The sequence below is a fragment of the Acinetobacter sp. FDAARGOS_494 genome, from assembly GCF_003812225.1.
In the GTDB taxonomy this organism is placed as follows: domain Bacteria; phylum Pseudomonadota; class Gammaproteobacteria; order Pseudomonadales; family Moraxellaceae; genus Acinetobacter; species Acinetobacter baumannii.
Window position 1 is genome coordinate 1,605,983 of record NZ_CP033866.1, and the last position, 25,273, is coordinate 1,631,255.

Here is a 25,273-nt window from a genome sequence, read left to right on the forward strand (position 1 = left end):
TTACGATAAAAATGTTACTTTATTATACGCTGTAATTAAAAATGCTCATCGGGAGCGTATTAACGCACCCAACGCACCACATAATCTTCGATATCATCTTCATGTACATCAGTTTCAGGAATACAACGCCCTGCTACCGACTTTTTCGCTTTCACTATGCTTTGTCTGGAACCCGTATTTAAATAGTGCCAAGAAGGTAAATTTTTGCCTTCATTCAAACGTTTATAGGCACAGCTCGATGGCAACCAGTGTATGGTTTTTAAAGTTTCCGGTGTTAGTTGTAAACAGTCGGGTACTTGCTGCTGACGGTTTGGGTAGTCAGAACAACGTCCAGTATTGCAATCAAGTAACTTGCACGCCACTTTGGTGTACGCAACTTCATGTGTATCTTCATCTTCTAGCTTGACCAAACAGCACAATCCGCATCCATCACACAGTGCCTCCCACTCAGCCTGAGTCAGTTGCTCTAGCGTATAATTTTTCCAAAACAATGGACGAAGTGAGGTCTCGGTAGACATAAGATTTTAACGGCTATATAGATCAAGCAAAATCAGATTATAGCATTGAAGTACGCTGGTCTTAAGAAAAGAAGCCGTATTTTTGGCATCACAAAATGATTGTTTAATATACATTTCAACCACATAAACGACACATTTCGTGCAAAAAACACGCTATATAGTAAAAAGACAATGAAAAATAAGGAGGACAGCATATGTTCCGTTGGGCAATAATTTTTGCAGTGATTGCACTCATTGCCAGTCTATTAGGGTTTGGTGGTGTTGCAGGGTTATCTAAAGACTTTGCCGTGATTTTATTAGTGATCGCTGTAATTCTCGCTGTTATTGGTTTTATTTCGCGAGGCCGAACTTAATTTAATCATGACCATATCAAAAAGAAGGAACTCGTTCCTTCTTTTTTTATTGCATAAATATTTCTATGCTTTTCTTTTGATGTAGTTTTTTACATAGTTATTTATATGGCTTTTATTTTTTATGCTTTAATCAAGCGTATTTAAATCGAATTTAATTTCAGGATTAATGTCATGAGTACAGCAATTAAAACCCGTGAAATTCAATATACTGCACCAGATGGTAGCCATTTAATTGGTTACTTTGCGGCTCCAGAAAGTGAAACACCTGTACCAGGTGTCATTATTGGTCCTGAGTGGTGGGGTCGTAACGAATACACTGAACAACGTGCGCGTGAACTTGCTGAACACGGTTATGCTGCACTTGCAATTGACATGTATGGCGATAAAAAAGTAACAACGACTGCAGCTCAAGCTTATGAATGGATGATGCAGACATTTGAAGATCTAGACACTGTGACTGATCGTGCCAACGCAGGGCTTCAAACTTTAGCTGCTCAACCAGAAGTGAACAGTGAAAAACTTGCAGCGGTAGGTTTTTGCTATGGTGGCAAAGTGGTACTCGATCTAGCTCGCTCAGGTGCTCCCCTCAAAGCAACTGCGACATTCCATGGTACATTAACTCCTAAGGCTCCTGCTCAAAAAGGCAACATTCAAGGCGAGGTATTGGTTCTACATGGTGAACTAGACAGCATGGTCACCTTAGAAGATGTTGCTAATTTTGAAAAAGAGATGCAAGCTGCTGAGGTTAAACATGAGGTAGTGGTTTTAAAAGATGCTAAACATGGCTTTAGTAACCCGCTTGCAGATGAAAGAGCTAAAGCGAATGGTGTAGACCTTGGCTACAACAGCGAAGCGGAGAAACAAGGCCTTGCTAAAATGTACGCTTTATTAGAACGTACTTTAAAATAAAAGAAGCAAATTTGGAGCAAATGGCATTTTTCGCATTTGCTCCCTTAAATGTTTATGACTTTGCAATATTTTTACTGTATTTTTTAAACCATACTTCAATAAATATACTCCCGTTGAGCTAGAGCAAAGCCTAGTCTTATTTCCCGCACTCGGGGTTTAATGGAATAACATGAGAGGATACAACAATGACTGACAAGAAATGTCCGTATTGCGATTTTGATGAATATGACATCATTGATAAGAATGAATTTGCTGTAATTTTACCAGACCCAAATCCGTTGTCTAAAGGTCACTGTGTAGTGACTCCGCTACGCCATGTCAGCTCGTTTTTTGATATTACTTCTAAAGAACATCAAGGCTTACTGACACTTCTTGAAATTGCCCGTCATGAAACCCAGCTTCGCCATCAGCCAGACGGTTTCCATATTGGCTTTAATGATGGTGAAGTGTTTGGACAGACTTCTGACCATTTTCACATTCATGTCATTCCATACTACAAAAATCAACCGTTGAAACTTGATCAACGTTGGGGTGTACAAAAGGATTAATCCTTTTTACTCATAGAACAGGGACTACATTTTTAATGTAGTCCCTGTTTTCATATGTCCACTTTCTTCGGTTGCTTTAAACAAAATTTCACCCAAATTTCAGCTATAATTTAGCCCTTACTTTTCTTCTATAGCTGTTCATGCCTGAATTTTCTTTTTCTGCTGCCCTCTTAAACTGGTTCGATCAACATGGTCGGCATGATTTGCCTTGGCAAGTCGCAGATGATCCATACAAAGTCTGGGTTTCTGAAATTATGTTACAGCAAACTCAGGTAAAAACAGTTCTGCAATATTTTGACCGCTTTATGGAGCGCTTCCCAACAGTAGAAGCTTTAGGTCATGCAACTTGGGATGAAGTAGCTCCTTATTGGGCAGGTCTTGGCTATTACGCTCGTGCCCGTAATTTGCATAAAGCTGCCGGCCTTGTAGCACAGCAAGGCAAATTTCCTGAAACCCTAGAAGAATGGATTGCACTACCCGGCATTGGTCGCTCGACCGCAGGTGCACTCATGTCTTTAGGTTTACGTCAGTATGGCGTGATTATGGATGGCAATGTGAAACGCGTTTTAGCTCGCTTCTTTGCCATTGAAGATGACTTAAGCAAACCACAGCACGAACGTGAAATGTGGAAACTGGCTGAAGAGCTTTGTCCCACCCAACGCAATCATGACTACACTCAAGCAATTATGGACTTGGGTGCGACCATCTGTACGCCTAAAAAACCTCTTTGTTTATATTGCCCAATGCAAGCTCATTGTCAGGCTTATCAGCAAGGTTTAGAACAAGAATTACCTTTTAAAAAACCGAAAAAAACACCGCCTGTTAAAACGGCAGATGTTCTTATTATTCAGTGCGAAGATGAATGGTTCTGGCAGCAACGCCAAGCTCATGGTCTATGGGGCGGTTTATTTTGTTTACCTATTTTAGAAAATGAACATGAACGCTTGAAATTAAGTCAGCAATTTAAGCTACAACCTCAACCACAAACTTTTCAGATCAGTCATAGCTTTACTCACTTCACATGGTTACTTAATGCTCATGTGTTCCACGTGGAACCTGATCAAAAAGAACATCTGGCGATTGAACTTGAAGGCCAATGGCTGAGTCCAGAACAAGCTATTGCTAAAGGTGTTCCAACTGCTATGAAAAAATTGATCTCGACAAGCCGTTCATGACATAGTGAGCAAAATAATTTTGATATGGCTGTGACAGGGAGTATTTTGTGCGACGTTTAGTTTCCCATCTCTCACTTGGTTTTCTCATTATTCTATTGGCAGCCTGTGCCAGTGCGCCTAAAAAACCTGCCCCGCTTTCACCAGCCCAAGTTAGCAAACTCAAGAGTATGCAGCTTCCAAGTCGGCTTCCTGTTCCGGTAAAAGGTGTCGATCGAGATGAGCTAAAAGACACATGGGGAGCTGCTCGGAGTCAGGGCCGTAGCCACGAAGGAATTGATATTTTGGCTCCACGTGGAACCAAAGTGTACAGTGCAACTGAAGGGCTCATTGCCGATCTTCGTAATAATAACCTCGGTGGCAAAGTCATCTGGATTTTAGGCCCAGCAGGAACATGGCATTATTATGCTCATCTTGATGGACATAAACGTGGCTTAAACGTAGGTGACTATGTCAAAAAAGGTGATTTAATTGGCTATGTCGGCAACACGGGCAATGCACGTTATACTTCACCTCATCTTCATTATGGTCTTTACTTAGATGGTAAAGGTCGTGGTGCTGTTAATCCTTATTCATATTTACGCTAGGAACATTTTATGTCGGAAGCGCTGATCAATCGCTTAGTAGAGTTTGCCGAGTCTGGCAACCAGCAAAAGATCATTTTAAATGGCAATAGCTATCAAGGCTGGATCATGGAAATCAGTGATGATGCCCTACTGATCAGTACCGGTTTTTCAGATAAAGTTGGCAAAGACTTTTGGCTAAAGTTTGAAGACTTAACTCAAGCTGAACTGTATTATTGGGATACTCGCCCAAATGAATGGGTACCATTCAAACTCTAAAATACCAAGATAAATATAAGGAGCATCATCATGAAAACTCAACGCTGCGGATGGTGTTCCGATGATCCACTCTATATTGCTTACCATGATGAAGAATGGGGCAAACCAGAACACGACGAAGCCCGATTATTTGAAATGCTCTGTCTTGAAGGGCAACAAGCAGGCCTATCTTGGATTACCGTACTGAAAAAAAGAGAAAGCTACCGTCAGCACTTTTTTAATCATCCTATTGCTGACATTGCCGCATTTACGGATGACTTTTTAGAAACAAAACTATCCGATGCAGGCTTAATTCGTCATTTAGGCAAACTCAAAGCCATTCGCGATAATGCGATTGCTTGGCAAGCCCTTAAAGCTCAAGTTGGTGATGTTTCTAAATGGCTTTGGCAGTTTGTAGATGCCACTCCTCAACACAATGATGTTGCAGATTATCGCAAGGCCCCTGCTCAAACTGAGCTCAGCCTAAAACTTTCCAAAACGCTTAAAAAAAATGGTTTCAAATTTGTTGGTCCAACCACCTGCTATGCGTTTATGCAGGCAGTGGGTATGGTCAATGACCATGAAAATGATTGTCAATTTAAAGCTTCATAACCCACCAGAACGGTTCAAATCCGCTTAAGGAGTTTCCGATGAGCAATAATACGATTCAGGCTTATGCTGCAATGCAGGCAGGTGAAAAACTGGTCCCATATCAATTTGATGCAGGTGAATTACAACCGCATCAGGTTGAGGTAAAAGTTGAATACTGTGGTTTGTGTCATTCTGATATTTCTGTTTTAAATAATGAATGGCGCTCAACCGTGTACCCTGTAGTTGCAGGCCATGAAATTATTGGACGAATTGTTGCTTTAGGCTCAGAAGCCAAAGGACTACAAATTGGGCAACGTGTCGGTATTGGCTGGACCGCTGAAAGTTGCCAAGCCTGTGATGAGTGTATTGGTGGTCAACAAGTACTTTGTACGGGCGAAAATATCGCAACAATCGTGGGACATGCGGGTGGCTTTGCCGATAAAGTTCGTGCAGGCTGGCAATGGGCCATTCCCCTTCCCGAAGATTTAGACCCAGAAAGTGCAGGCCCTTTACTTTGCGGCGGAATTACCGTTTTTGATCCACTACTCAAACACAAAATACAGGCAACACATCACGTGGGTGTGATTGGCATTGGTGGTTTGGGTCATATAGCCATTAAGCTTCTTAAAGCGTGGGGCTGTGAAATTACGGCGTTTAGTTCTAACCCAGATAAAACCGAAGAACTCAAAGCAATGGGAGCCAACCATGTGGTGAATAGCCGCGATACAGAAGTGGTAAAAGCTCAAAAGGGTAAATTTGATTTATTGCTGAGTACCGTGAATGTGACTTTAAATTGGCGTGCTTTCATTTCTACGCTAGCACCAAACGGTTCTTTGCACTTCTTAGGGCTCACACTAGAACCTGTTCCTGTTTCTGTCGGCTCACTTATTGATGGTGCCAAATCAGTAACTGGTTCACCTACAGGTTCACCTGCTGCTCTACGCCAACTTTTAAAGTTTGCCGCACGCAAAAAAATTGCACCTCAAATTGAGCTATTTCCAATGTCACAGCTCAATGAAGCAATTGAACGTCTACACTCAGGTCAAGCACGCTACCGTATTGTGCTTAAAGCAGACTTCGCAGAATAAAACTAACTCAAGGTTTTCATCTGCTGTCGTGACCAGTCTGCCAAGTTTTTAATCGCTTGGCGGACATTTGCAGTTAACTCATGGCCTGCGTTTAAACGAATAAAATGTCGATAGCGTTCATCCTCACCAAAAACATGGCCCGGTACTACAGTAATTCCCTGAGCTTGTGCAGTGTAATAGAGCGCTAAACTATCTACACTCTTAGGTAACTGTATCCATAATGCATATCCGCCTTCGGGCTGGCTCAATGCAATTGGTATACCTTCAAAGGCTCTTAAAATACAGCTACGGTATTCTTCCACTTGCCGCATTAAATTTGGTCGTAGCTGCTCTAAATGCTCTCGATAACCCCGACTATAAATAAAATCAGCTAGACCTAACTGCAAGGGCGTATTCACCCCGATATTACTTACCAACAGTTCAAGTTTTAAATGCTGTAACTTTGTCGTTAAACAAAACCATCCTACTCGATACGCACTCGACAAAGACTTCGACACTGAACCACACCAAACCACATAACCTTCGCGATCCCAATATCGAATGGGTAATGGTCGCTCGCTACTGTAGCCACATTCACCGAAAATATCGTCTTCAATAATAAAACACTGATACTTTGCAGCTAATTCAGCAATCTTCTGCTTCTCTGTGTTGCTAAAGCAATATCCTAAAGGGTTTTGGTAGTTGGCTGTCATTAAGCAAACCTTCGCCAAACCTTGCTGCATTAAAGATTCTAAGCGCTCAAGATCAATTCCGCGATGATCTGCCGGAATCTCAACAATCTGTCGTTTTAAACTTGCTAATAACTGTAAATGACCATTGTAGGTGGGTGTAGGAATAAGAATACTATCGCCCACTTCAGTAAGCTTCTGAATCACTAAAGACAAAGCCGGCATACAGCCATTGGTAATAAAAATATCTTCCGGAGCGATATAAATGCCATCTTCACGCCAATGATCGGATAGTGCTTTTCTTAATTGCTCATGCCCTTGTTTATTACAATAAAGAAAATCTTGTGGCTGACAATTTTTTAAAGCACGTTGAATAGAACGACGTAAACCCTCTACCGGAATAAAGTGGGGCGTTAACTGAATCGATCCCAAAGGTACAAGATGACTTTGTAAGGCAGCTTCCTGAATTTGGTTATGCAACTCCAGATTTGAGACATGTCGAGGCAAAGATAAGAAATCAGGACTATCCGGAATAGGACTAGATGGGGTACGAGCAACTACAAAATAACCCGACTTCGGCTTTACATAAATAAGTCCCCTCGCCTCAAGTAATTCATAGCAACTTTTTGCTGTACTTAAACTAATACCATGTTGTCGGGCAAAATCTCGTAAGGAAATGAGTTTTTGATGAGGTTTAAGCTCATCTTGATAAATACGATGTGCTAATTGATTGGCAAGAACCTGATATTGAAAAGTCATTCTGTGCTGCTTTTTTAAAAATTTCTGTATCTGTACTGGTTTATAGAACACCTTTAGGCTATGGAAATCAACTCAGAGAGTAGCAAGCTAATGAAATTAAAAATTATATTGTTATTTACTATTGTTTTAGCAGGTTGCCAACCACAACCAAAAAATGAACAGCAAAGACACACGGTTTGCCAAAGTTTGATTGAAGGTTATTTAAAAATGACCAACCAGCAAGACTACAAAATGGAGCAACGCACTGATGACGAGACCAGTGCGATTTCTCATTATCAATATAAACGAAATAGCTCAAGTGAAGTTGTAATGGTGAATTCAGTCTATTCCAAACTATATTTTAGCTGCCGAGAACAGCAAAAAAGCTATTTTCTGTCTCAACATTCATCAGAAGGACAAACGACACCTATTTTAGAAGTTCATATTCCAACTGATAGTTATACGACCTTTAGAGAGCGTTTTTAAAACCATCTTTTAACTGTTCTGCCAAAAATTCAATGAATAAACGGATTCGTTTTGGTAGATGCTCTTGTTGATAATACACAGCATGGATGCTTTGATATTGATGCTCAATTTTGTCTTCAAATAATGCAATCAATCGCCCTTCTTCCATATCTTTCCAAATTTCAAATTCAGATAGTCGCGCAATGCCGTGTCCTCTAATCGTCAGTTGGCGTACGGTCTCTCCACTCGATGCTTTAATTTTTGATTGGGCAAAAAAATATTCATCGCCAACTTTAATTGGCCAGCTATTGATATAAGTAGGTCTAGTAAAGCCAATCAAATCATGCTGTTCAAGTTCTTCAGGTTGTGTTGGCGTTCCCTTAAGAGCTAGATAGTCAGGACTTGCCACAATATATAAACGGCTCTTACATACCAACTTGGCGTGCAGACTAGAGTCATTAAGTTCCCCAAATCGAAATGCGACATCGGTTTTATGCTGAAGTAAGTCAATCACCTGATCATTGCTATTTAATTCGATTTCAATATCGGGGTAACACTCACGGAATTTATGCATTAATGGTGCAATCACGTGCAAAACAAACGGTGTGGCAGAATCAACCCGAATAAGACCGGCAGTACCTTGATCAGACTTTTGAAGTTCTTCTTCGGCCGCATTCAGCTCATTCAAAATTTTACGGGCCTTTATAAGAAATTGTTGCCCTTCTTGAGTCAGTTTCAATTTACGCGTTGTTCGCTCTAGCAAAGTCACATCTAACTTTGCTTCCAAACGGGTTAAAGATCGGCTCACCCCCGAAGGTGTTTGCTTTAAATGTTCTGCTGCTGCCACAAATGAACCTGTATCAACAATTGTGATAAAGGCAACAAGTTCTTCAATTGTTGATTTCATGGTTTATTCTATTATTGACTAAACATCAAAGATATTTTGCTTATTCATCTATTTTTTCGCAACAATAAAAAAAGCAAAATGCACCTCAAGTTAAACAATTATTTAATTTCAGGTGAATACATGAATATCCCACGTTTTGGTCTAGGAACTTTCCGCCTTAAAGAACAAGCTGTGATTGATTCTGTTAAAAATGCGCTAGATGTCGGTTATCGTGCAATTGATACTGCTCAAATCTATGAAAATGAAGCAGCAATTGGTCAAGCGATTGCTGAAAGTGGCGTATCACGTCAGGACTTGTTTTTAACTACAAAAATCTGGGTAGATAATTTTGCTCAAGAGAAGTTTATTCCAAGCTTAAAAGAGAGCTTACAAAAGCTTCGTACTGACCATGTCGATTTAACTTTGATTCACTGGCCAGCACCGGATTTAGGCGTTTCGATTCCTGAAATCATGCAGCTTTTACTTGAAGCAAAACAACAAGGCTTAACCAAGCAAATTGGTATTTCAAACTTCAATATTACACTTACCCAACAAGCAATTGACACAATTGGTGTAGAGCATATTGCAACGAACCAGATTGAGCTGAGTCCTTATCTTCAAAACCATAAACTTGTGAATTTTTTACAAGAGAAGAATATTGATGTCACTTCATACATGACGCTTGCATACGGTAAAGTGCTTCAAGATCCTGTTTTAGCGGAGATTGCAGCAGCTCATAAAGTAACGACAGCGCAAATTGCATTAGCATGGGCATTGCAGCGTGGTTTTGCAGTCATTCCATCTTCGACTAAACGTGAAAACCTGATTAGTAATTTAAAAGCACAGGATATCGAGTTAACTGCGGCTGAAATGCAAATGATTGCCGAACTTGATCGTAACAGTCGTGAAGTTAGCCCAGAGCCATGGGCACCAGTTTGGGACTAAACTCATGAACACTCAATCAAATACGGCGTTCTCGTTATTGGCATTGGCAATAGGTGCCTTTGCCATTGGCACCACGGAATTTTCTCCAATGGGATTGCTTCCGAATATCGCTAATGATTTAGGGATTTCTATTCCAACAGCCGGTATGTTAATTACAGGCTATGCACTTGGCGTAATGCTAGGTGCACCGTTTATGACCCTGTGGTTTGGTGGTTTTGCACGACGTAATGCACTGATTTTTTTGATGGCGATCTTTACGGTGGGTAACCTGATTGCAGCGTTTTCACCAAATTATATGAGCTTATTAGGTGCACGTCTCATTACAAGCCTGAACCACGGTGCCTTTTTCGGAATTGGTTCTGTTGTGGCAGCGAGTATCGTACCAGCGCATAAACAGGCTAGTGCAGTGGCAACCATGTTTATGGGCTTAACCATTGCCAATATTGGTGGTGTGCCTTTAGCAACATGGGTTGGGCAAAACATTGGCTGGCGTATGTCTTTCCTTGCGATTTCCGTGCTTGGCATTATTACTATGCTCGCTTTGTGGAAAGCATTACCGCAAGGTATGGTTGCCCAAAAACCAAACGTGAAGGCCGAGTTAAAAGTATTAACGCGTACCCCCGTGGTTCTTGCATTACTCACTACCGTACTCGGTGCAGGTGCAATGTTTACGCTCTACACCTATATTGCGCCAAGTTTGACTGAGTTTACACATGCTTCACCGACCTTCATTACGTTCATGTTGGTGCTGATTGGTGTCGGTTTCTCGATTGGTAACCATTTAGGTGGCCGTTTTGCAGACTTATCTATCAACAAAACTCTGATTGGTTTCTTGGTACTGTTGATTGTGATGATGGTAACTTTCCCAATTCTTGCTCAAAGCCAGATTGGAGCAGCCATTGCGTTAGTGATATGGGGTGCAGCAACCTTTGCTTTAGTACCGCCATTACAAATGCGTGTCATGTCAGTTGCTCACGAAGCTCCAGGGCTTGCCTCTTCAGTAAATATCGGTGCGTTTAACCTAGGTAATGCAGTAGGTGCCGCTGCAGGCGCGTTAGTACTCGATTTAGGTTGGGGTTATAGTGCAGTATCTTTTGCGGGTGCCTTACTGGCGGGATTAGGTTTGTTATTGGTTTTATTCCAAATCAAACGAGAAAGCAGCCCCGCTCAAACCTTACAACAGTGTTCAGACTAATAAAAAAAGCGCCTGAGATCAGGCGCTTTTTTTAGCTTATTTATTTTAAAATTTCCGGCAACTTAGGTTGCTCATAAATCGGGTTCATTACTTCCCGTTTCATTTTAAGCAGCATCTGATAAGGCTGCTGTTGAACAAACATATTGACGAAGCTTAAAGGAATTGCACCCGCTGGATCAGCATAGCCACTAGTGGTGACTTTAACTTTATTATTGGCAAGTTTCTGGAATGTCCAATCCCCTTCATAGCGTGTTAGGCGCACGACATCGGGTTGTATCGGATAGTTACTATTAACTGCCGTATTTTTAATAGTAATTAGGCCATTGGCTGCTTTACTCATTTTTCCTTTAACCACTACATCGCGGTCTTTTAGCGGAAAAGGAAAATCTAACACCATATATAAAGTAAATTCGCCTTTCTTTTCATCCTGAGAAAGCATTTGGACCTTGCCCATATAAGGCACCCATTGAGCTGCACGATCTACATCTAAAATCACCGCCACAGCACGTTCAAGGGGTACATCAAACGTTGTTTCCGCTTTATATTGAAAGACTGGGTTATCTGCTTTTTGATAGGTCCACACTTTAATATGATTACGGTCTAGGCTGAGTTTAGCCTTGTCTGTAGAGGCAGCCCCTGTATAGAGGCTGCTTAAGCAAAGAAGAGTGGTCAAAGCAATTTGTTTTTTATTCATGTTCTGCTCTATCTTGTTTTTCTCGCCACATATGGGAAGTGTACAGATGGTTTACACCTGTACGTCGTTCAACCCTAAAACATCTTTCATGTCATATTTACGCGCTTCACGGCCCACTACCCATGCAGCAGCTCGTACTGCACCGGCGGCAAAGTTCATACGGTTAGTGGCTTTGTGAGTGACTTCAACACGCTCACCCTCACCAATAAACATGACCGTATGTTCCCCTACAATATCGCCACCACGGATGGTTTCAAAACCAATGGTTTGACGATCACGTGGACCGGTATGCCCTTCACGACCATAAACAGCAACTTCTTTTAAGTTACGGCCTAACGTATCCGCAATTGCTTCACCCATCATTAATGCAGTACCAGATGGTGCATCTACTTTATGACGGTGGTGAGCTTCAATTACTTCAATATCTACTGTATCGCCAAATACTTTTGCTGCAAGCTCAAGTAACTTGATTGATACATTTACGCCAACAGAGTAGTTCGCAGCATATACAACAGGTGTATGCGTTGCTGCTTCATCCAATTCAGCCTTTTGCTCATCAGACATCCCTGTGGTGCCAATCACCATAGCCACCCCAGCTTCACGACATAGCTTTAAATGCTGGGCGGTTGCAGCTGGTGCAGTAAAATCAATGATTACATCGCAATCTTTAAGTACATCAGCCAAGCTTCCTGAAACCTTCACACCCACTGAACCAATTCCTGCAAGTTCACCAGCATCTGTGCCGACCAAACTACTTTCTGGACGCTCTACTGCCGCAGCCAATTGATAGCCTGCTTGTTGAACTGCCTGAATAAGTGTACGACCCATACGGCCGCCTGCACCCAAAATACCAATGCGTGGAGCTGCTGACATAATCCTTCCCAATCTTCTGTTTTACGTAATTGGCTTACTATATCAAAACTCTTTGCTCACGATAAAAAGTAAAAAATATTTTTTAAAGGGAACCGGAATTTAATCTGTTTTCACAAAAGTTAAAGAATTGATCTGCACACTACTGAGCCACGAATGAAAAAAAGATGACTATAAGGAGTTCAGCATGCATTCGAAAATTATTGGCCTAATCGCTATTATGGGGATAATAAGTTCAGTGGCATTTGCAGAGCCTGCAATCCAGCCCGGAGAAACATTAGAGAGCTTATCTAAAGCACGTATTACAACAAACGTAAATACTCAAGCAGCAACACCTACAGCTCAAACAAGCGATGCTACTGCTGAGGTTAAAGTTGAAGATATTGATCCAATCATTGAAGAAAAAACTGAAGAAGCCCTAAAAGCAGCTGTACAACCTGCTCCTCAAGCTACTGTCGAAGCTATAGTGGCTCCAGTTGCATCAAGTGAACTCAACGTAAGTGTTGATGATATTGATGTCGCTCATCCTACAGAATAATTACTAGTCATTTTCTTTTAAGCAGAATAAAAATAATAAGATGAATCAGCGCAATAAAAAGGCGGATATTTTATCAATATCCGCCTTCTTTTTAATTTCTGATCTAATCAATCATTAATCGAATAAGCGATCAAAGAAAGATTTTTTCTTTGGTGAAGAAGCACTGTCTTCACCATCGAAAGATGCTTGTAATTCTTTAAGTAATTCACGTTGACGAGAGGTTAGGTTAACCGGTGTTTCTACCACGATACGGCAAAGTAAATCACCCACCATACTACTACGTACAGGGCGCACACCTTTACCACGTAAACGGAATAATTTACCTGTTTGAGTTCCCTCAGGAATCTTCAAGCTAACTCGGCCTTCCAAAGTCGGGATTTCAATTTCTTTACCAAGTGCAGCATCAGCAATGCTTACTGGTACGTCCATATATAAATCGGCACCATCACGTTGGAAAATTTCGTGTTCACGAACAACCACTTCAACGTATAAGTCACCAGCTTGACCATCACGAATAGCCTCGCCTTTACCACTTAAACGAACGCGGTCACCATTATCCACACCCGCTGGAATCGTCACTTCTAATGTTTGCTGACGATCTGCTACACCTGAACCATGACATGCATGGCATGGGTTTTTAATAATTTTGCCTTGGCCACGACATGTGCCACAAGTTTGTTGTACAGAGAAGAAACCTTGCTGCATACGCACTTGTCCTGAACCGTGACAAGTTTTACAGGTTTCTACATCTTTTGGATTTTTAGAGCCTTTACCATCACACACATCACATGGTGCTGGAGCAGTAAAGGTAATTGTTTTTTTAACCCCTTTTACAGCTTCCTCAAGGGTAAGTTCCATTACATAGCGTAAATCTGAACCGCGACGTTGGCGTTGCTGACGTCCGCCGCCACCAAACGCTCCACCAAAGATATCACCGAACTGGCTAAAAATATCTTCTGCACTGAAACCGCCAAAGCCACCACCAGCGCCACCAAAGCCGCCTTCAAACGCATTATGTCCCATACGGTCATACATGCTGCGTTTTTCGCTGTCCGATAAAATCTCATAAGCTTCAGAAGCTTCTTTAAATTTTTCTTCAGCCTCGGCATTGTCAGGGTTTCTGTCAGGATGATATTTCATCGCCAATTTACGATAGGCTTTTTTGATCTCATCATCACTTGCGGTTTTTGAAACGCCTAAAACCTCATAATAATCACGTTTAGCCATGTTTGGCGGTGCTCCTCACGGAAATTTTATCAATACTCTATTGCCGACTAAATGGGGGGCTTTAGCCGAATTTACAAGGGGAAAACTTTCAAAAAACAGATATATTAAAAAACTGCCTTATTTTTTAAATATTTAGACAAGCCTTTTAACCATGCATTTAATAAAAATAACCAAGCAATAGCACTAAAAACTACACCAGCAACTGTTGAAGCCGTTACCCAAAGGTTGCTATCCCATGCAAAAAAGAAGAGAGGAATAAACCAGACCACAGCAAAAACTGACATGAGGAGGAATAGAATACCATTGCGCATAATCCATAGCGCATGAGCATGAATCCAAACTTCCGCATCATCCACAACAGCTACTTTACGAGCGACCAGATAAGCAAAGGCCGCAAAAATAACCGTAAACAATGCAAGAAACATGAACGCATAAGAAATTACAATATAACGGCGATGCTGTTCGATATGGTCTTGCCCCATCTGTATTTCACCTCAATTCACTGCATTATGCCTATTTTTTATGCAGCGAAATAATCCTGTATTTTTTGTGTAAAGACAGGTGCTACTATATTGGACTTTTCAATATTTCGCACCTTTATTCACAAAAAATTTATGTATTTTATGCTGTTTTTTTCACCTTAAACCACGCTGCATACAATGCAGGTAAGAAAAATAATGTCAGCAAGGTAGCAACAATGAGTCCGCCCATAATTGCAACAGCCATTGGACCGAAGAAAATACTCCGCGAAAGAGGGATCATGGCGAGTACTGCTGCCAATGCCGTGAGAATGATCGGACGGAAACGGCGTACTGTTGCATCAATAATTGCTTCCCACGTTGGATGCCCTGCCTGTCTGTCTTGTTCAATCTGATCAATCAGAATGAGTGAGTTACGCATAATCATGCCGGATAAGGCAATGGTTCCTAGCATGGCAACAAAACCAAATGGTTTATTAAACAAAAGTAAGAATAAAACAACGCCAATTAAGCCTAATGGTGCAGTCAAAAATACAATTGTTGCCCGAGACAAACTCTTCAGCTGAATCATGAGTAATGTCATGACCACTGCCAAAAAGAGTGGCATACCGGCATTGACCGAACTTTGTCCGCGTGCCGACTCTTCCACTGTTCCCCCCACTTCAATGAGGTAGCCACTTGGCAGCTCAGCGCGTAACTTGTCCATTGATTCAGCTAACTCACCAACAACGGTAGCTGGCTGTAAATTGGTACGAATATCTGCACGAACAGTAATTGTCGGTAACCGATTACGGTGCCAAATCAGACCATCTTCAAATTTGTATTCAATTTTCGCAATCTGGGCTAAAGGTACAGTTGTTCCATTCGCTGTTGGTACTGCAAGGCTTGCCAGTGAAGCTACTTCAACGCGCTCAGCTTTATCACCACGTAATCGGATTTCGATCAGCTCACGCTTTTCACGATACTGTTCAATCGCACTACCTGTAATTGAGGCGTTCAAGAAGTTGGCTAAATCGAGGCTGGACACACCCATTTGTCGAGCACGGTCTTGATCAATTTGAATTGAAATAATCTTGCTTGGCTCACCCCAATCCAAATGCACATTGGTGGTATTCGGGTTTTCACTAATTACCCTAGCAACCTGCTGTGCTTCTTTACGTACCAGATTTAAATCTTCACCTGACACACGATACTGCAATGGATAACCAACAGGTGGGCCATTTTCGAGTAATGACACACGAGTACGGACTTGTGGGAGTAACTGCTTAATTTGGGTGTCTAACGAACGGCGAATTTCATCACGATCATCAAGCGATGATGCCAAAACAACAAACTGCGCAAAGCTAGCTTGCGGTAATTGCTGGTCTAGAGGTAAATAAAAACGTGGTGAACCTGTACCGACATAGGCTACATAATTATCAATGCCTTTTTGTTTAGACAGGAATTGTTCAACCTTTTTCACCGCTTGCTCTGTAGCGGTTAACGATGCGCCTTCTTCGAGTTTTAAATCGACTAAAATTTCAGCGCGGTTTGAAGGCGGGAAAAACTGCTGTGGCACCATCTTAAACATGAGTACAGACAGCACAAAAATCCCCACCGTTGTTACAATCACGGTTTTACGGTAGGTCACACAAAACTCGACCATTTTCCGAAAACGTAAATAGAAACTCGATTGATAAGGATCGTAATGATGGTCCTGTGAAATGGCCACAGTTTGCAGTTGCGGTTTTTTAGTTATTCTTGCCCACAAACGGACATACCAAGGTGCTTGATGACCCATCTTGGTAAAATCAGGTAGTAGTTTTTCACCCAAATAAGGTACAAATAAAACTGCGGCAACCCACGACACCAATAAAGCAATCGTCACGACCTGAAAGATAGAGCGTGTGTATTCACCTGTACTGGACTGAGCCGTAGCAATAGGTAAAAAGCCTGCAGCGGTAATTAATGTCCCCGTCAACATCGGAAATGCTGTTGTTTTCCATGCAAATCCGGCGGCCTTAATTCGGCTATACCCCTGCTCCATCTTAATGGCCATCATCTCGACCGCAATAATGGCATCATCTACAAGCAGGCCCAAAGCTAGAATTAGGGCACCAAGCGAAATCTTGTGCAGCCCGACATCAAATAAATTCATGCCAGCAAAAGTCATTGCTAAAACCAAAGGAATGGAAAAAGCGACAACTAAACCCGTCCGGAAACCTAATGAGAAAAAGCTCACTAACAAGACAATAATGACCGCTTCAGCAAGTACTTTGACAAACTCATGGATACTACGTTGTACCGCTACTGGTTGGTCAGATACTTTTTGTAGTTTCATACCTAGAGGTAATGTTTTTTGCAGTTGGGCAAATTCAGTTTCCAGATTTTTACCTAAGGCAATAATATCGCCGCCTTTACGCATAGATACGGCAATACCAATACCATTGTCACCCATAAAACGCATACGCGGCTGAGCAGGTTGGCTAAAACCACGGTAGACATCAGCAACGTCACCAAGCTGAATGGTTTTATCGCCTACCAGTAAAGGCATTTTTTTAATGTCATCTACGCTTTGTAATTGGCCACTTACTCGAATTTGAATACGATCCGTTCCAGTTTCAAAAAAACCTGCACTTGCCATGCTATTTTGCTTTTGTAGGGCTTCTTGTATGGCAGAAACAGGAATCCCAAGCTGAACGGCTTTAGTATTTGAAATTTCAATCCAGATTTTCTGATCTTGTAGCCCAATTAGCTCAACTTTGCCTACATCTTTGACTCTCTGTAGTTGTAATTGCAAACGATCGGCATATTCTTTCAAAAGCGCATAGTCAAAGTCTTTGCCTGTCAGTACATAAATATTACCGAAGGTATCGCCAAATTCATCATTAAAAAATGGACCTTGCACCCCACTTGGGAGTTCATGGCGAATGTCATTGACCTTCTTCCGAACGTTGTACCAAACATCAGGAATCTGCGCAGAAGTGAGAGAATCTTTAGCAACAAAAGTCACCATCGACTCGCCTGGACGGGAATACGCCATAATCTTGTCATACTGACCTGTGGTCATCAGTTCCTTTTCGATACGGTCCGTAACTAAAGTAGAAACTTCTTTGGCTGTCGCGCCTGGCCAGTAGGTTTGTACGACCATGACTTTAAAGGTAAATGGCGGATCTTCACTTTGTGAGAGTTTTGAATAAGAAATTGCACCAATAATGCCGAGCAAGAGCATGAAATAAAGGACAATACCTTTATTGTTCAGTGCCCATTCAGAGAGATTAAATTTCATGGTTATTTGGCTCCCTGAATTTTCACTGCACGATTTTCACGATCAATCGGGTGAATCTTCTGTTTATCGCGCAGCAAGTGCACACCACCAATCACTACCCAATCATTTGGTGTTAAACCCGATAATACCGGCACACTATCTCTGCCATAAGCACCAATCGTTACAGGCACTTTACGTAAGGTCTGATTCGCATTCACCACCCATACATAAGGTTGGTTATCTGTTGCAGATACACTCGAAAGTGGCACACTCATGACATTAGTTTGAGTCGAACTAAAAAATACGCGTGCACTTTGCCCAAGCTGAATAGCAGACTGACCTTCTTTGAGTGCCACCTTAACTGTGAATGTACGGGACTGGTCAGCAGCTGGAGAAACTTCGCGTACATATCCGGCAAATCGTTCGTTCGGTTTAGACCACAAAGTTATCCATGCCGCTTGGCCAACTTTAATCTCGCTAACTGCTTGTTCCGGTACGCCGATGACCACTTCACGTTCACCATCAATTGCCAGTTGATAAGCCGCTTGCCCTGCTGCAACCACCTGTCCAATTTCAATATTACGCGCTGTAATCACCCCGTTTTTATTAGAAACAAGTTGGTTATAACCAGTCTGGTTGGCAGAGACTTCATAATTAGAACGAGCTTGTTGTAATGCTGCCTGAGCCGCATCATATTGATTTTTTACCGTATCGTATTGCGAACGGCTCACGGCATTTATAGGTAATAATTGTTGAAACCGCTTAAGCTCATCTGAGGCTGTTTTTGCTGCTGCCTGTGCGTTTTCTAATTGAGCTTTGGCAGCATTTAATTGTAGCTGTGCATCCGCCACATCGAGTTTTGCTAATACTTGCCCAACTCTAACTCGGTCACCTACATCCACATAGCGAGCCGTAACTTGTCCACCCACCCGAAATGCCAAGGCAGTTTGTTGTCGAGCCTGTACATCTCCAGCATAGCTTTTCTGTTCGTGAAGTGTGGTTGAAGGCTGGGTCACCATTACATAGGGTATTTCTTCTGTTTTGGGAGCCTCTTTACTACACCCCGTTAATGTGACCATGCAAACAATCATCATACTCATGATGAGAGGTTTTAACAGATTCATATCTTATCGCTCTTATTCAAACTGGTTTTTTAAGGCACAATATATTTGCATCATAGTTTGTTTGTTTTTTAATTAATATACCCGACGGTACATTAATTAAAGAAAAACTTATAAGTATTTATTTTTATATAGTTTTATTAGAGGGTTTCGTGCAAACAGTTAATCAAAGTGGTCGCCCCAAAGATCTGGAAAAGCGTGCTCGTATCTTACAGGCCGCTAAAGCTATTTTTTTAAAGTCCGGTTATCACGGTACCAGCATGAACCTGATTGCACAGGAAGCAGGCGTTACTAAACTCACGGTTTATAATCACTTTCAAGACAAAGCAAACCTGTTTATCTGTGCCATTACAGAAACTTGTGAAGAGACTCTAGGCACTAAACCATTTGAATTAGATGCATCGGCAGACTTTTATCAAACACTTTATATAGTGTGTTCACGTGCCTTGCAGATTATTTATTCCCCCGAAGCACTTAAACTCGAGCATGTATTATTTGAACTTGCAGCAGAGCAAAGTCCACTCGCCCTACAGTTTTTTAATGCATCCCATACCCGTCTGCAAAATCAGTTAGTTGAGTTTTTTCAAAAAGCTGCTCAATTAGGTTTTATTCAAGCCGATGATCCGCTATATCAAACAGAGCTGCTTTTGACCTTATTGCTTGGTGTACGCCATCACAAGGTTCTACTTAGAATTATTCCTGTACCGAATGCTCAAGAGATAGATCGGTTTATTCGGGATGCTATTGATTTATTTCTACTCAGATATCGGCATTAAACCAAAGTCCGATTGCCAAAATTTGCAACGGGTGCATGTCGACTTTTAAAGCGTTATAAGCGATTTAAATGTTATTTTTTAAGCAAAAATTCACATTTTCTTACGCTCAAAGCTTGGAATGTTCGTTAATCGCGCTATATTCGAAAAGAATAAGAACAGGAGAAAATAGCATGGTTCAGCAAATCGATGCGCCACTGCGTGAGGATGTCCGCTTACTTGGCAATTTATTAGGTGAAACCCTAAAACAGCATGCAGGACAAGAACTGTTTAATCAGATCGAGCAAATCCGTGCTCTTGCCAAAGGTGCACGTGATGGTCAAGCTGAAGCCGAAAAGCAATTAGAACAATTATTTTTAGAATTGCCCGATGAAGAGCTATTGCCTCTTACCCGCGCTTTTTCTCACTTCCTCAATTTTGCCAATATTGCTGAGCAATATCATGTGGTACGTAGCCGCAGACAGGCAGAGTTCGATCCGGATGCAAACTCCCCGAATCCCCTTGTTCACTTATTTAAAAAGTTTAAAGATAAAAATATTTCGACGGAAAAACTGTTCCAGCAAATTTGTGATCTTAAGATTGAATTGGTACTTACGGCGCATCCAACAGAAGTGAGTCGTCGTACCCTGATTCAAAAATATGACGATATCAATGCTTGTCTATCACAACTTGATCAGCAAAAACTTACTCCGCGTGAACGACAAAATGCTCTTGCCAATTTAAAACAACAAATTAGTTCGGCTTGGCAAACAGATGAAATCAGGCAGCACCGCCCGACCCCGGTAGATGAAGCAAAATGGGGCTTTGCCACAATTGAGCAAACACTTTGGAATGCTGTTCCTAAATTTATCCGTGAGCTAAATGAACTGGTCCAAGACAATTGCCAACAAAACTTACCACTTCATATTGCTCCGGTACGTTTTGCATCTTGGATGGGTGGAGACCGTGATGGTAACCCGAACGTTACTCATCAAATTACCCAAGAAGTATTATGGTTATCACGCTGGCAAGCTGCCGACCTCTATCTAAGAGATATCGAAAACTTACGTTGGGAACTATCAATTCAGTCTTGTTCCGAAGAAATGGTTCAAGCCATTGGTAGTCCTCATCCAGAGCCTTATCGTGAGTATTTACGTGCAACACGTGAGCGTTTAAAAGCAACTCGTCATTGGTTAGCTCAGCGCCTACAAGGCTTAGAAGCTGATGACAGCAATGTCATTAAAAGCAAAGATGAACTGTTACAACCATTATTGCTGTGCTATCGCTCTCTAATTGACAGTAATCTACCTGAAATCGCGAATGGTCAACTACTCGACTTTATCTACCGTGTGAACTGTTTTGGTATTGAACTACTTAAGCTCGATATTCGCCAAGAATCAGGTCGTCATCGCCAAGCCATTTCAGCAATTACCGAATACTTAGGTCTGGGTAATTTTGAGTCATGGACTGAACAAGCGCGCCAAAACTTCCTTATTCAGGAGCTCCAAAGCAAACGCCCGCTACTACCGAAGTATATTAATGAGCCAGAAGGTAGTTTGATTGGTCACCCAGATGTACAAGAAGTATTTGCAACCATGCGTACTTTGGCAGACCAACCACCTGAGTCTTTAGGGGCTTATATTATTTCTATGGCTGAATATCCAAGTGATGTTTTAGCTGTATTGTTATTGCAAAAAGAAGCCGGTATTCAGCATCCTTTACGTGTAGTGCCTTTATTTGAGACTTTAAAAGATTTAGATGGCGCAGCAACTACCATGAATACGTTGTTTAATATGCATTGGTATAAGCAGCACATTCAGGGTAAACATGAAGTCATGATCGGCTACTCGGATTCAGCAAAAGATGCCGGTTTCATGTCTGCTAACTGGGCCCAATACCGTGCTCAAGAAGAGCTGACTGCAATTGCTCGTAAACACGGCGTACAGTTGACTCTGTTCCACGGTCGTGGCGGCTCAATTAGCCGTGGTGGTGCTCCAACGCAACAAGCACTCTTTTCGCAACCACCGGGCTCAATCTCTGGTGCAATTCGTGTGACAGAACAAGGTGAAATGATCCGCTTCAAATTCGGTCTAGAAGGTATTGCCATGCAAAACCTTGAAATCTATACCGCAGCAACGCTTGAAGCGACATTATTACCACCACCAGAGCCTAAGGCTGAGTGGCGTGAACTTATGAACCGTATGACAGATCATTCTGTGAAGGTTTATCGTCAAACAGTTCGTGAAAACCCGCATTTTGTGAAGTACTTACGGACTGTCACTCCTGAGCTTGAATTACAAATGTTACCACTAGGTTCACGTCCGGCAAAACGTAAAGTAAGTGGCGGTATCGAATCTTTACGTGCCATTCCATGGGTGTTTGCTTGGACACAAATCCGTTTGATGTTACCTGCATGGTTAGGTACAGGTGCGGCGATTAATGAAGTGATTGCTGATCAGCAAAAAGCAACGCTTGATGAAATGCTTCAGCAATGGCCTTATTTCCAGACACTTATTGATATGCTGGAAATGGTATTGTCTAAAGCCGATGCCAATATTGCACTCTATTACGAGTCTCATTTGACTGAAGATGAAGACTTAAAAGTGCTCGGCAATCAGTTACGCCAACGTCTAAAAGATGCTGTGGAAACCTTGCTTACGTTAAAAGATGAATCAAAACTATTAAGCGACAATGAAGTTTTGGATCAGTCTATGCAAGTTCGTAAACCTTATTTACTGCCTTTGCATCTTTTACAAGCTGAACTCATGAAACGCCGCCGTGATTATCTTGCTGAACGTCAGGCAGAGCATACCCCTGTTGACCATGCACTTATGGTAAGTATTGCCGGAATTGCTGCTGGTTTACGTAATACAGGCTAAGCTCATTTTACTAACTACTTTCTTAAAGCAGTGCATCTCGGATGTGCTGCTTTTTACTTGCAAAATTCCTTGTTTTTCTCAAATTTTCCTCGATTTTTCATTTTTTAGAATATTTTTTTAAAAATCATAAAATTAATTTTTATCAGAAAAAAACACCTAATTCCTTATATTTAGAATTTATAAAATTATACCGATCGTTAAAAAATAATTACTTTTCACTTTCATATTCAATACAAGAGATTAAATGCTTTTACAAGAAAGAGTATCATTGCACCAATTAAAGAATAATGAGCTTATTTTATGTCCAACTGGTTTCCCAAATGGCAGCCTTACCAAGGTGATGTTGACCATCGGCCGGTCTCTACCAATGAATATCTCCCTCCAGTTCAAAGTGCTATTTTAGGTATCCAACATGCATTTGCCATGTTTGGAGCAACTGTTTTAGCACCTTTACTCATGGGCTTTAACCCTAACCTTGCTATTTTAATGTCAGGTATCTGTACCATCCTGTTCTTCTTAATTACAGGTGGTCGTGTTCCTAGTTATTTAGGATCGAGTTTTGCCTTTATTGGGGTTGTTGCAGCAGCCACGGGGCATATCACAGGTTCAGGGGCCAATCCAAATCTTTCTATTGCGTTGGGCGGGATCGTAGCGTGCGGTATTTTTTATGCACTCATCGGTTTTATTGTCATGCTCACGGGTACACGCTGGATTGAAAAACTTATGCCGCCTGTGGTGACTGGTGCAATTGTGATGATTATTGGTCTCAACCTTGCCCCTGTTACCATTAAAGGCGTTGCAGGACAGCCATTTGAAATGTGGATGGCCTTAATTACTGTACTTTGTATGGGCAGTATTGCAGTTTTTACACGAGGCTTATTGCAGCGTCTACTTCTATTGGTAGGTTTGATCTTGGCTTATGTAATCTATGCGATTGCGACAAACGGTCTAGGTTTAGGTAAACCGATCGATTTTAGCCAGATCTCACAAGCTTCGTGGTTCGGTATTCCAAACTTTTCACATCCTACTTTTGATACTAAGGCTATTTTAATTATTGCACCGGTTGCACTGATTTTAGTAGCAGAAAACTTAGGCCATATCAAAGCAGTAGGTGCAATGACTGGAGAAAACCTAACTCCACAATTAGGCAAAGCCTTTGTCGCTGATGGTTTAGCTACGACACTTTCTGGTAGTGTTGGTGCGCCAGGGATGACGACTTATGGTGAAAACATTGGTGTGATGGCAGTCACTCGTGTGTACTCAACCATTGTATTTGTGATTGCAGGCATCTTTGCTATTTTCTTAGGTCTATCACCAAAATTTGGCGCTGTCATTAGTACCATTCCAAGTGCAGTCCTTACAGGTGCATCTATTGTGGTATTTGGCTTAATTACCATTGCCGGTGCAAAAATCTGGATTGAAAACAAAGTCGATTTTTCTAACAATAAAAATCTGATTGTGGCTTCAGTAACCATTATTTTGGGTGCTGGAAACTTTGAATTATTGTTCGGTAATTTCAATTTAGGTGGTATTGGTACAGCAACGTTTGCAGCCATTATTTTAAACTGGCTGTTTAGTTTAAAAGATAAAACCTAAATTCTAAAAGGCAGCGCAAGCTGCCTTTTTTCATTCCGATTTAGTATGATGAATTTTTGCATTTCAATACGTTCCTATCATGCGTTTTGATTTTTTTGATTTACAGCTGGTTCTTCATATTGTCTCGACTGGTAGCCTCACCAAAGGCGCTGACCGCTCTGCGATTTCACTTCAGGCGGCGAGTGAACGTATAAAAAAACTTGAACAGTATTTTGAGACCCCCTTATTTATTCGACAAACCACAGGCGTAGAACTCACTACTGCTGGACATGCATTTGTAGAGCATGCTCGTCAGCTTTTAGCTCAAAAAGATCAACTCGAACACGAAATGCAGCGGTTCAGACAGCCGACAACAGAAGCATTAACACTTTGGTGTAACTCATCTGCTCAAAGTGAATATCTACCTACCTTATTACCGCAATATCTAGTGCTTCATCCCGAAATGAATATCGATTTGCATGAAGCAGAAAGTTCAGAAATTGTAGATGCATTAACCCAAGGGATTGCAAGTCTTGGCCTAGTCTCGAGTTTTTTCAATACCCGACATTTGCAAACTAAAGAGTTTGCAAGCGACCCATTAGTACTTATTTGCCCTGTGACACATGAGTTAGCCTACTACAAAGAGCTAAATTTAGTAGATGCTTTAAGCTATGGTTTTATTGGACTCAAATCGCATCACTCTTTACAACAGTCCATTGAAACCCAAGCCAAATTATTAGGCTTTAATATACAGTATCGGTTGCGCTTACCTAACTTTGGCGCAATTGCCGAGGTAGTCGCCAAAGGTGTGGGAATTGCGATTATGCCTGCCCGTGCTGCACAGCGCCTACAATCAGACTATGATTTCCATTCAATTCAACTGCTAGGCGCATGGGCAAACCGTAAACTACTTTTGGCCACACAAAGTTTCAATCAGTTGCCCAGTAGTTATCAACAGTTTGCAGACTTTTTATTGCAGCATCGTCCTTAAAAA

General features: G+C 41.5%; 25 protein-coding genes. 16 read left to right on the plus strand and 9 right to left on the minus strand.

Annotated features, from left to right (window positions below; genetic code table 11):
• Positions 1–59: 59 nt before the first annotated feature.
• Entirely contained in the window at positions 60–518 is a 459-nt protein-coding gene (locus EG365_RS07780) for a YcgN family cysteine cluster protein (protein ID WP_000102816.1), read from the minus strand.
• Between the two features lie 194 nt (positions 519–712).
• Here EG365_RS07780 and EG365_RS07785 point away from each other — a divergent pair, with 194 nt between their 5' ends.
• From EG365_RS07785 to ahr, 8 genes are all read left to right on the plus strand, one after another.
• Positions 713–871, plus strand: coding sequence for a DUF1328 domain-containing protein (locus EG365_RS07785; RefSeq protein ID WP_000490267.1), 159 nt, complete (start codon positions 713–715; stop codon positions 869–871).
• Positions 872–1,042: 171 nt separating this feature from the next.
• Entirely contained in the window at positions 1,043–1,780 is a 738-nt protein-coding gene (locus EG365_RS07790; protein WP_000100768.1) for a dienelactone hydrolase family protein, read from the plus strand.
• 185 nt (positions 1,781–1,965) lie between these two features.
• Entirely contained in the window at positions 1,966–2,328 is a 363-nt protein-coding gene (locus EG365_RS07795; protein ID WP_000130110.1) for an HIT family protein, read from the plus strand.
• A gap of 140 nt (positions 2,329–2,468) precedes the next feature.
• Entirely contained in the window at positions 2,469–3,503 is a 1,035-nt protein-coding gene (gene mutY, locus EG365_RS07800) for an A/G-specific adenine glycosylase (RefSeq protein WP_001113857.1), read from the plus strand.
• A 47-nt stretch (positions 3,504–3,550) separates the two neighbouring features.
• Complete coding sequence (locus EG365_RS07805) at positions 3,551–4,087, plus strand: M23 family metallopeptidase (RefSeq protein ID WP_001253744.1); 537 nt, start codon at positions 3,551–3,553, stop codon at positions 4,085–4,087.
• Positions 4,088–4,096: 9 nt separating this feature from the next.
• On the plus strand, positions 4,097–4,342 hold the full coding sequence (locus EG365_RS07810) for a hypothetical protein (protein WP_001287365.1): 246 nt from the start codon (positions 4,097–4,099) through the stop codon (positions 4,340–4,342).
• A gap of 30 nt (positions 4,343–4,372) precedes the next feature.
• Complete coding sequence (locus EG365_RS07815) at positions 4,373–4,933, plus strand: DNA-3-methyladenine glycosylase I (RefSeq protein ID WP_000857016.1); 561 nt, start codon at positions 4,373–4,375, stop codon at positions 4,931–4,933.
• 38 nt (positions 4,934–4,971) lie between these two features.
• Positions 4,972–6,000, plus strand: coding sequence for an NADPH-dependent aldehyde reductase Ahr (gene ahr / locus EG365_RS07820; RefSeq protein ID WP_000069841.1), 1,029 nt, complete (start codon positions 4,972–4,974; stop codon positions 5,998–6,000).
• A gap of 2 nt (positions 6,001–6,002) precedes the next feature.
• Here ahr and EG365_RS07825 read toward each other — a convergent pair whose 3' ends face one another.
• Positions 6,003–7,427: a PLP-dependent aminotransferase family protein gene (locus EG365_RS07825; protein WP_000143925.1), complete on the minus strand. Its 1,425-nt coding sequence runs from the start codon at positions 7,425–7,427 to the stop codon at positions 6,003–6,005.
• 90 nt (positions 7,428–7,517) lie between these two features.
• Here EG365_RS07825 and EG365_RS07835 point away from each other — a divergent pair, with 90 nt between their 5' ends.
• On the plus strand, positions 7,518–7,892 hold the full coding sequence (locus EG365_RS07835) for a hypothetical protein (protein WP_000768329.1): 375 nt from the start codon (positions 7,518–7,520) through the stop codon (positions 7,890–7,892).
• Here the strand turns inward: EG365_RS07835 and EG365_RS07840 are convergent.
• Positions 7,876–8,778 carry a LysR family transcriptional regulator gene (locus tag EG365_RS07840; protein ID WP_000843079.1) on the minus strand — a complete coding sequence of 301 codons (903 nt, stop codon included), beginning with the start codon at positions 8,776–8,778 and terminating at the stop codon, positions 7,876–7,878. The two genes, EG365_RS07835 and EG365_RS07840, sit on opposite strands and share 17 nt — an antisense overlap.
• 120 nt (positions 8,779–8,898) lie before the next feature.
• Here EG365_RS07840 and dkgB point away from each other — a divergent pair, with 120 nt between their 5' ends.
• Together dkgB and EG365_RS07850 are read left to right on the plus strand one after the other, a co-directional pair.
• Complete coding sequence (gene dkgB, locus EG365_RS07845; RefSeq protein ID WP_001025233.1) at positions 8,899–9,702, plus strand: 2,5-didehydrogluconate reductase DkgB; 804 nt, start codon at positions 8,899–8,901, stop codon at positions 9,700–9,702.
• 4 nt (positions 9,703–9,706) lie between these two features.
• Entirely contained in the window at positions 9,707–10,897 is a 1,191-nt protein-coding gene (locus EG365_RS07850; protein ID WP_001097146.1) for an MFS transporter, read from the plus strand.
• 40 nt (positions 10,898–10,937) lie between these two features.
• On the opposite strand, the gene EG365_RS07855 is transcribed toward EG365_RS07850, so the two are convergent.
• Together EG365_RS07855 and dapB are read right to left on the minus strand one after the other, a co-directional pair.
• Positions 10,938–11,591: an START domain-containing protein gene (locus tag EG365_RS07855; RefSeq protein WP_001036017.1), complete on the minus strand. Its 654-nt coding sequence runs from the start codon at positions 11,589–11,591 to the stop codon at positions 10,938–10,940.
• Positions 11,592–11,642: 51 nt separating this feature from the next.
• The gene (gene dapB / locus EG365_RS07860; protein ID WP_001271389.1) at positions 11,643–12,464 is read right to left on the minus strand and encodes a 4-hydroxy-tetrahydrodipicolinate reductase; all 822 of its coding nucleotides are present in this window, start codon (positions 12,462–12,464) and stop codon (positions 11,643–11,645) included.
• A 184-nt stretch (positions 12,465–12,648) separates the two neighbouring features.
• On the opposite strand from dapB, the gene EG365_RS07865 reads away from it, so the two are divergent.
• Positions 12,649–12,999, plus strand: a complete 351-nt coding sequence (locus EG365_RS07865) for a hypothetical protein (RefSeq protein ID WP_000555689.1) — start codon at positions 12,649–12,651, stop codon at positions 12,997–12,999.
• Positions 13,000–13,113: 114 nt separating this feature from the next.
• Here EG365_RS07865 and dnaJ read toward each other — a convergent pair whose 3' ends face one another.
• The 4 genes from dnaJ to EG365_RS07885 form a co-directional block, all read right to left on the minus strand.
• Positions 13,114–14,226, minus strand: coding sequence for a molecular chaperone DnaJ (dnaJ, locus tag EG365_RS07870; RefSeq protein WP_001119029.1), 1,113 nt, complete (start codon positions 14,224–14,226; stop codon positions 13,114–13,116).
• Between the two features lie 104 nt (positions 14,227–14,330).
• Entirely contained in the window at positions 14,331–14,708 is a 378-nt protein-coding gene (locus EG365_RS07875; protein ID WP_000529425.1) for a hypothetical protein, read from the minus strand.
• A gap of 139 nt (positions 14,709–14,847) precedes the next feature.
• The gene (locus tag EG365_RS07880; protein WP_000671284.1) at positions 14,848–17,973 is read right to left on the minus strand and encodes an efflux RND transporter permease subunit; all 3,126 of its coding nucleotides are present in this window, start codon (positions 17,971–17,973) and stop codon (positions 14,848–14,850) included.
• Positions 17,974–17,975: 2 nt separating this feature from the next.
• The gene (locus tag EG365_RS07885) at positions 17,976–19,076 is read right to left on the minus strand and encodes an efflux RND transporter periplasmic adaptor subunit (protein ID WP_001050652.1); all 1,101 of its coding nucleotides are present in this window, start codon (positions 19,074–19,076) and stop codon (positions 17,976–17,978) included.
• A gap of 149 nt (positions 19,077–19,225) precedes the next feature.
• Between EG365_RS07885 and EG365_RS07890 the strand changes: the two genes are divergently transcribed.
• The 4 genes from EG365_RS07890 (at position 19,226) to EG365_RS07905 (ending at position 25,270) form a co-directional block, all read left to right on the plus strand.
• Positions 19,226–19,849: a TetR/AcrR family transcriptional regulator gene (locus tag EG365_RS07890; protein ID WP_001195316.1), complete on the plus strand. Its 624-nt coding sequence runs from the start codon at positions 19,226–19,228 to the stop codon at positions 19,847–19,849.
• Between the two features lie 170 nt (positions 19,850–20,019).
• Positions 20,020–22,704, plus strand: coding sequence for a phosphoenolpyruvate carboxylase (gene ppc / locus EG365_RS07895; RefSeq protein ID WP_000250585.1), 2,685 nt, complete (start codon positions 20,020–20,022; stop codon positions 22,702–22,704).
• 300 nt (positions 22,705–23,004) lie between these two features.
• Entirely contained in the window at positions 23,005–24,300 is a 1,296-nt protein-coding gene (locus tag EG365_RS07900) for a solute carrier family 23 protein (RefSeq protein WP_000073451.1), read from the plus strand.
• Between the two features lie 79 nt (positions 24,301–24,379).
• A complete protein-coding gene (locus EG365_RS07905) occupies positions 24,380–25,270 on the plus strand; it encodes a LysR family transcriptional regulator (protein WP_001209843.1) in 891 nt (296 codons plus the stop codon).
• Positions 25,271–25,273: the final 3 nt, after the last annotated feature.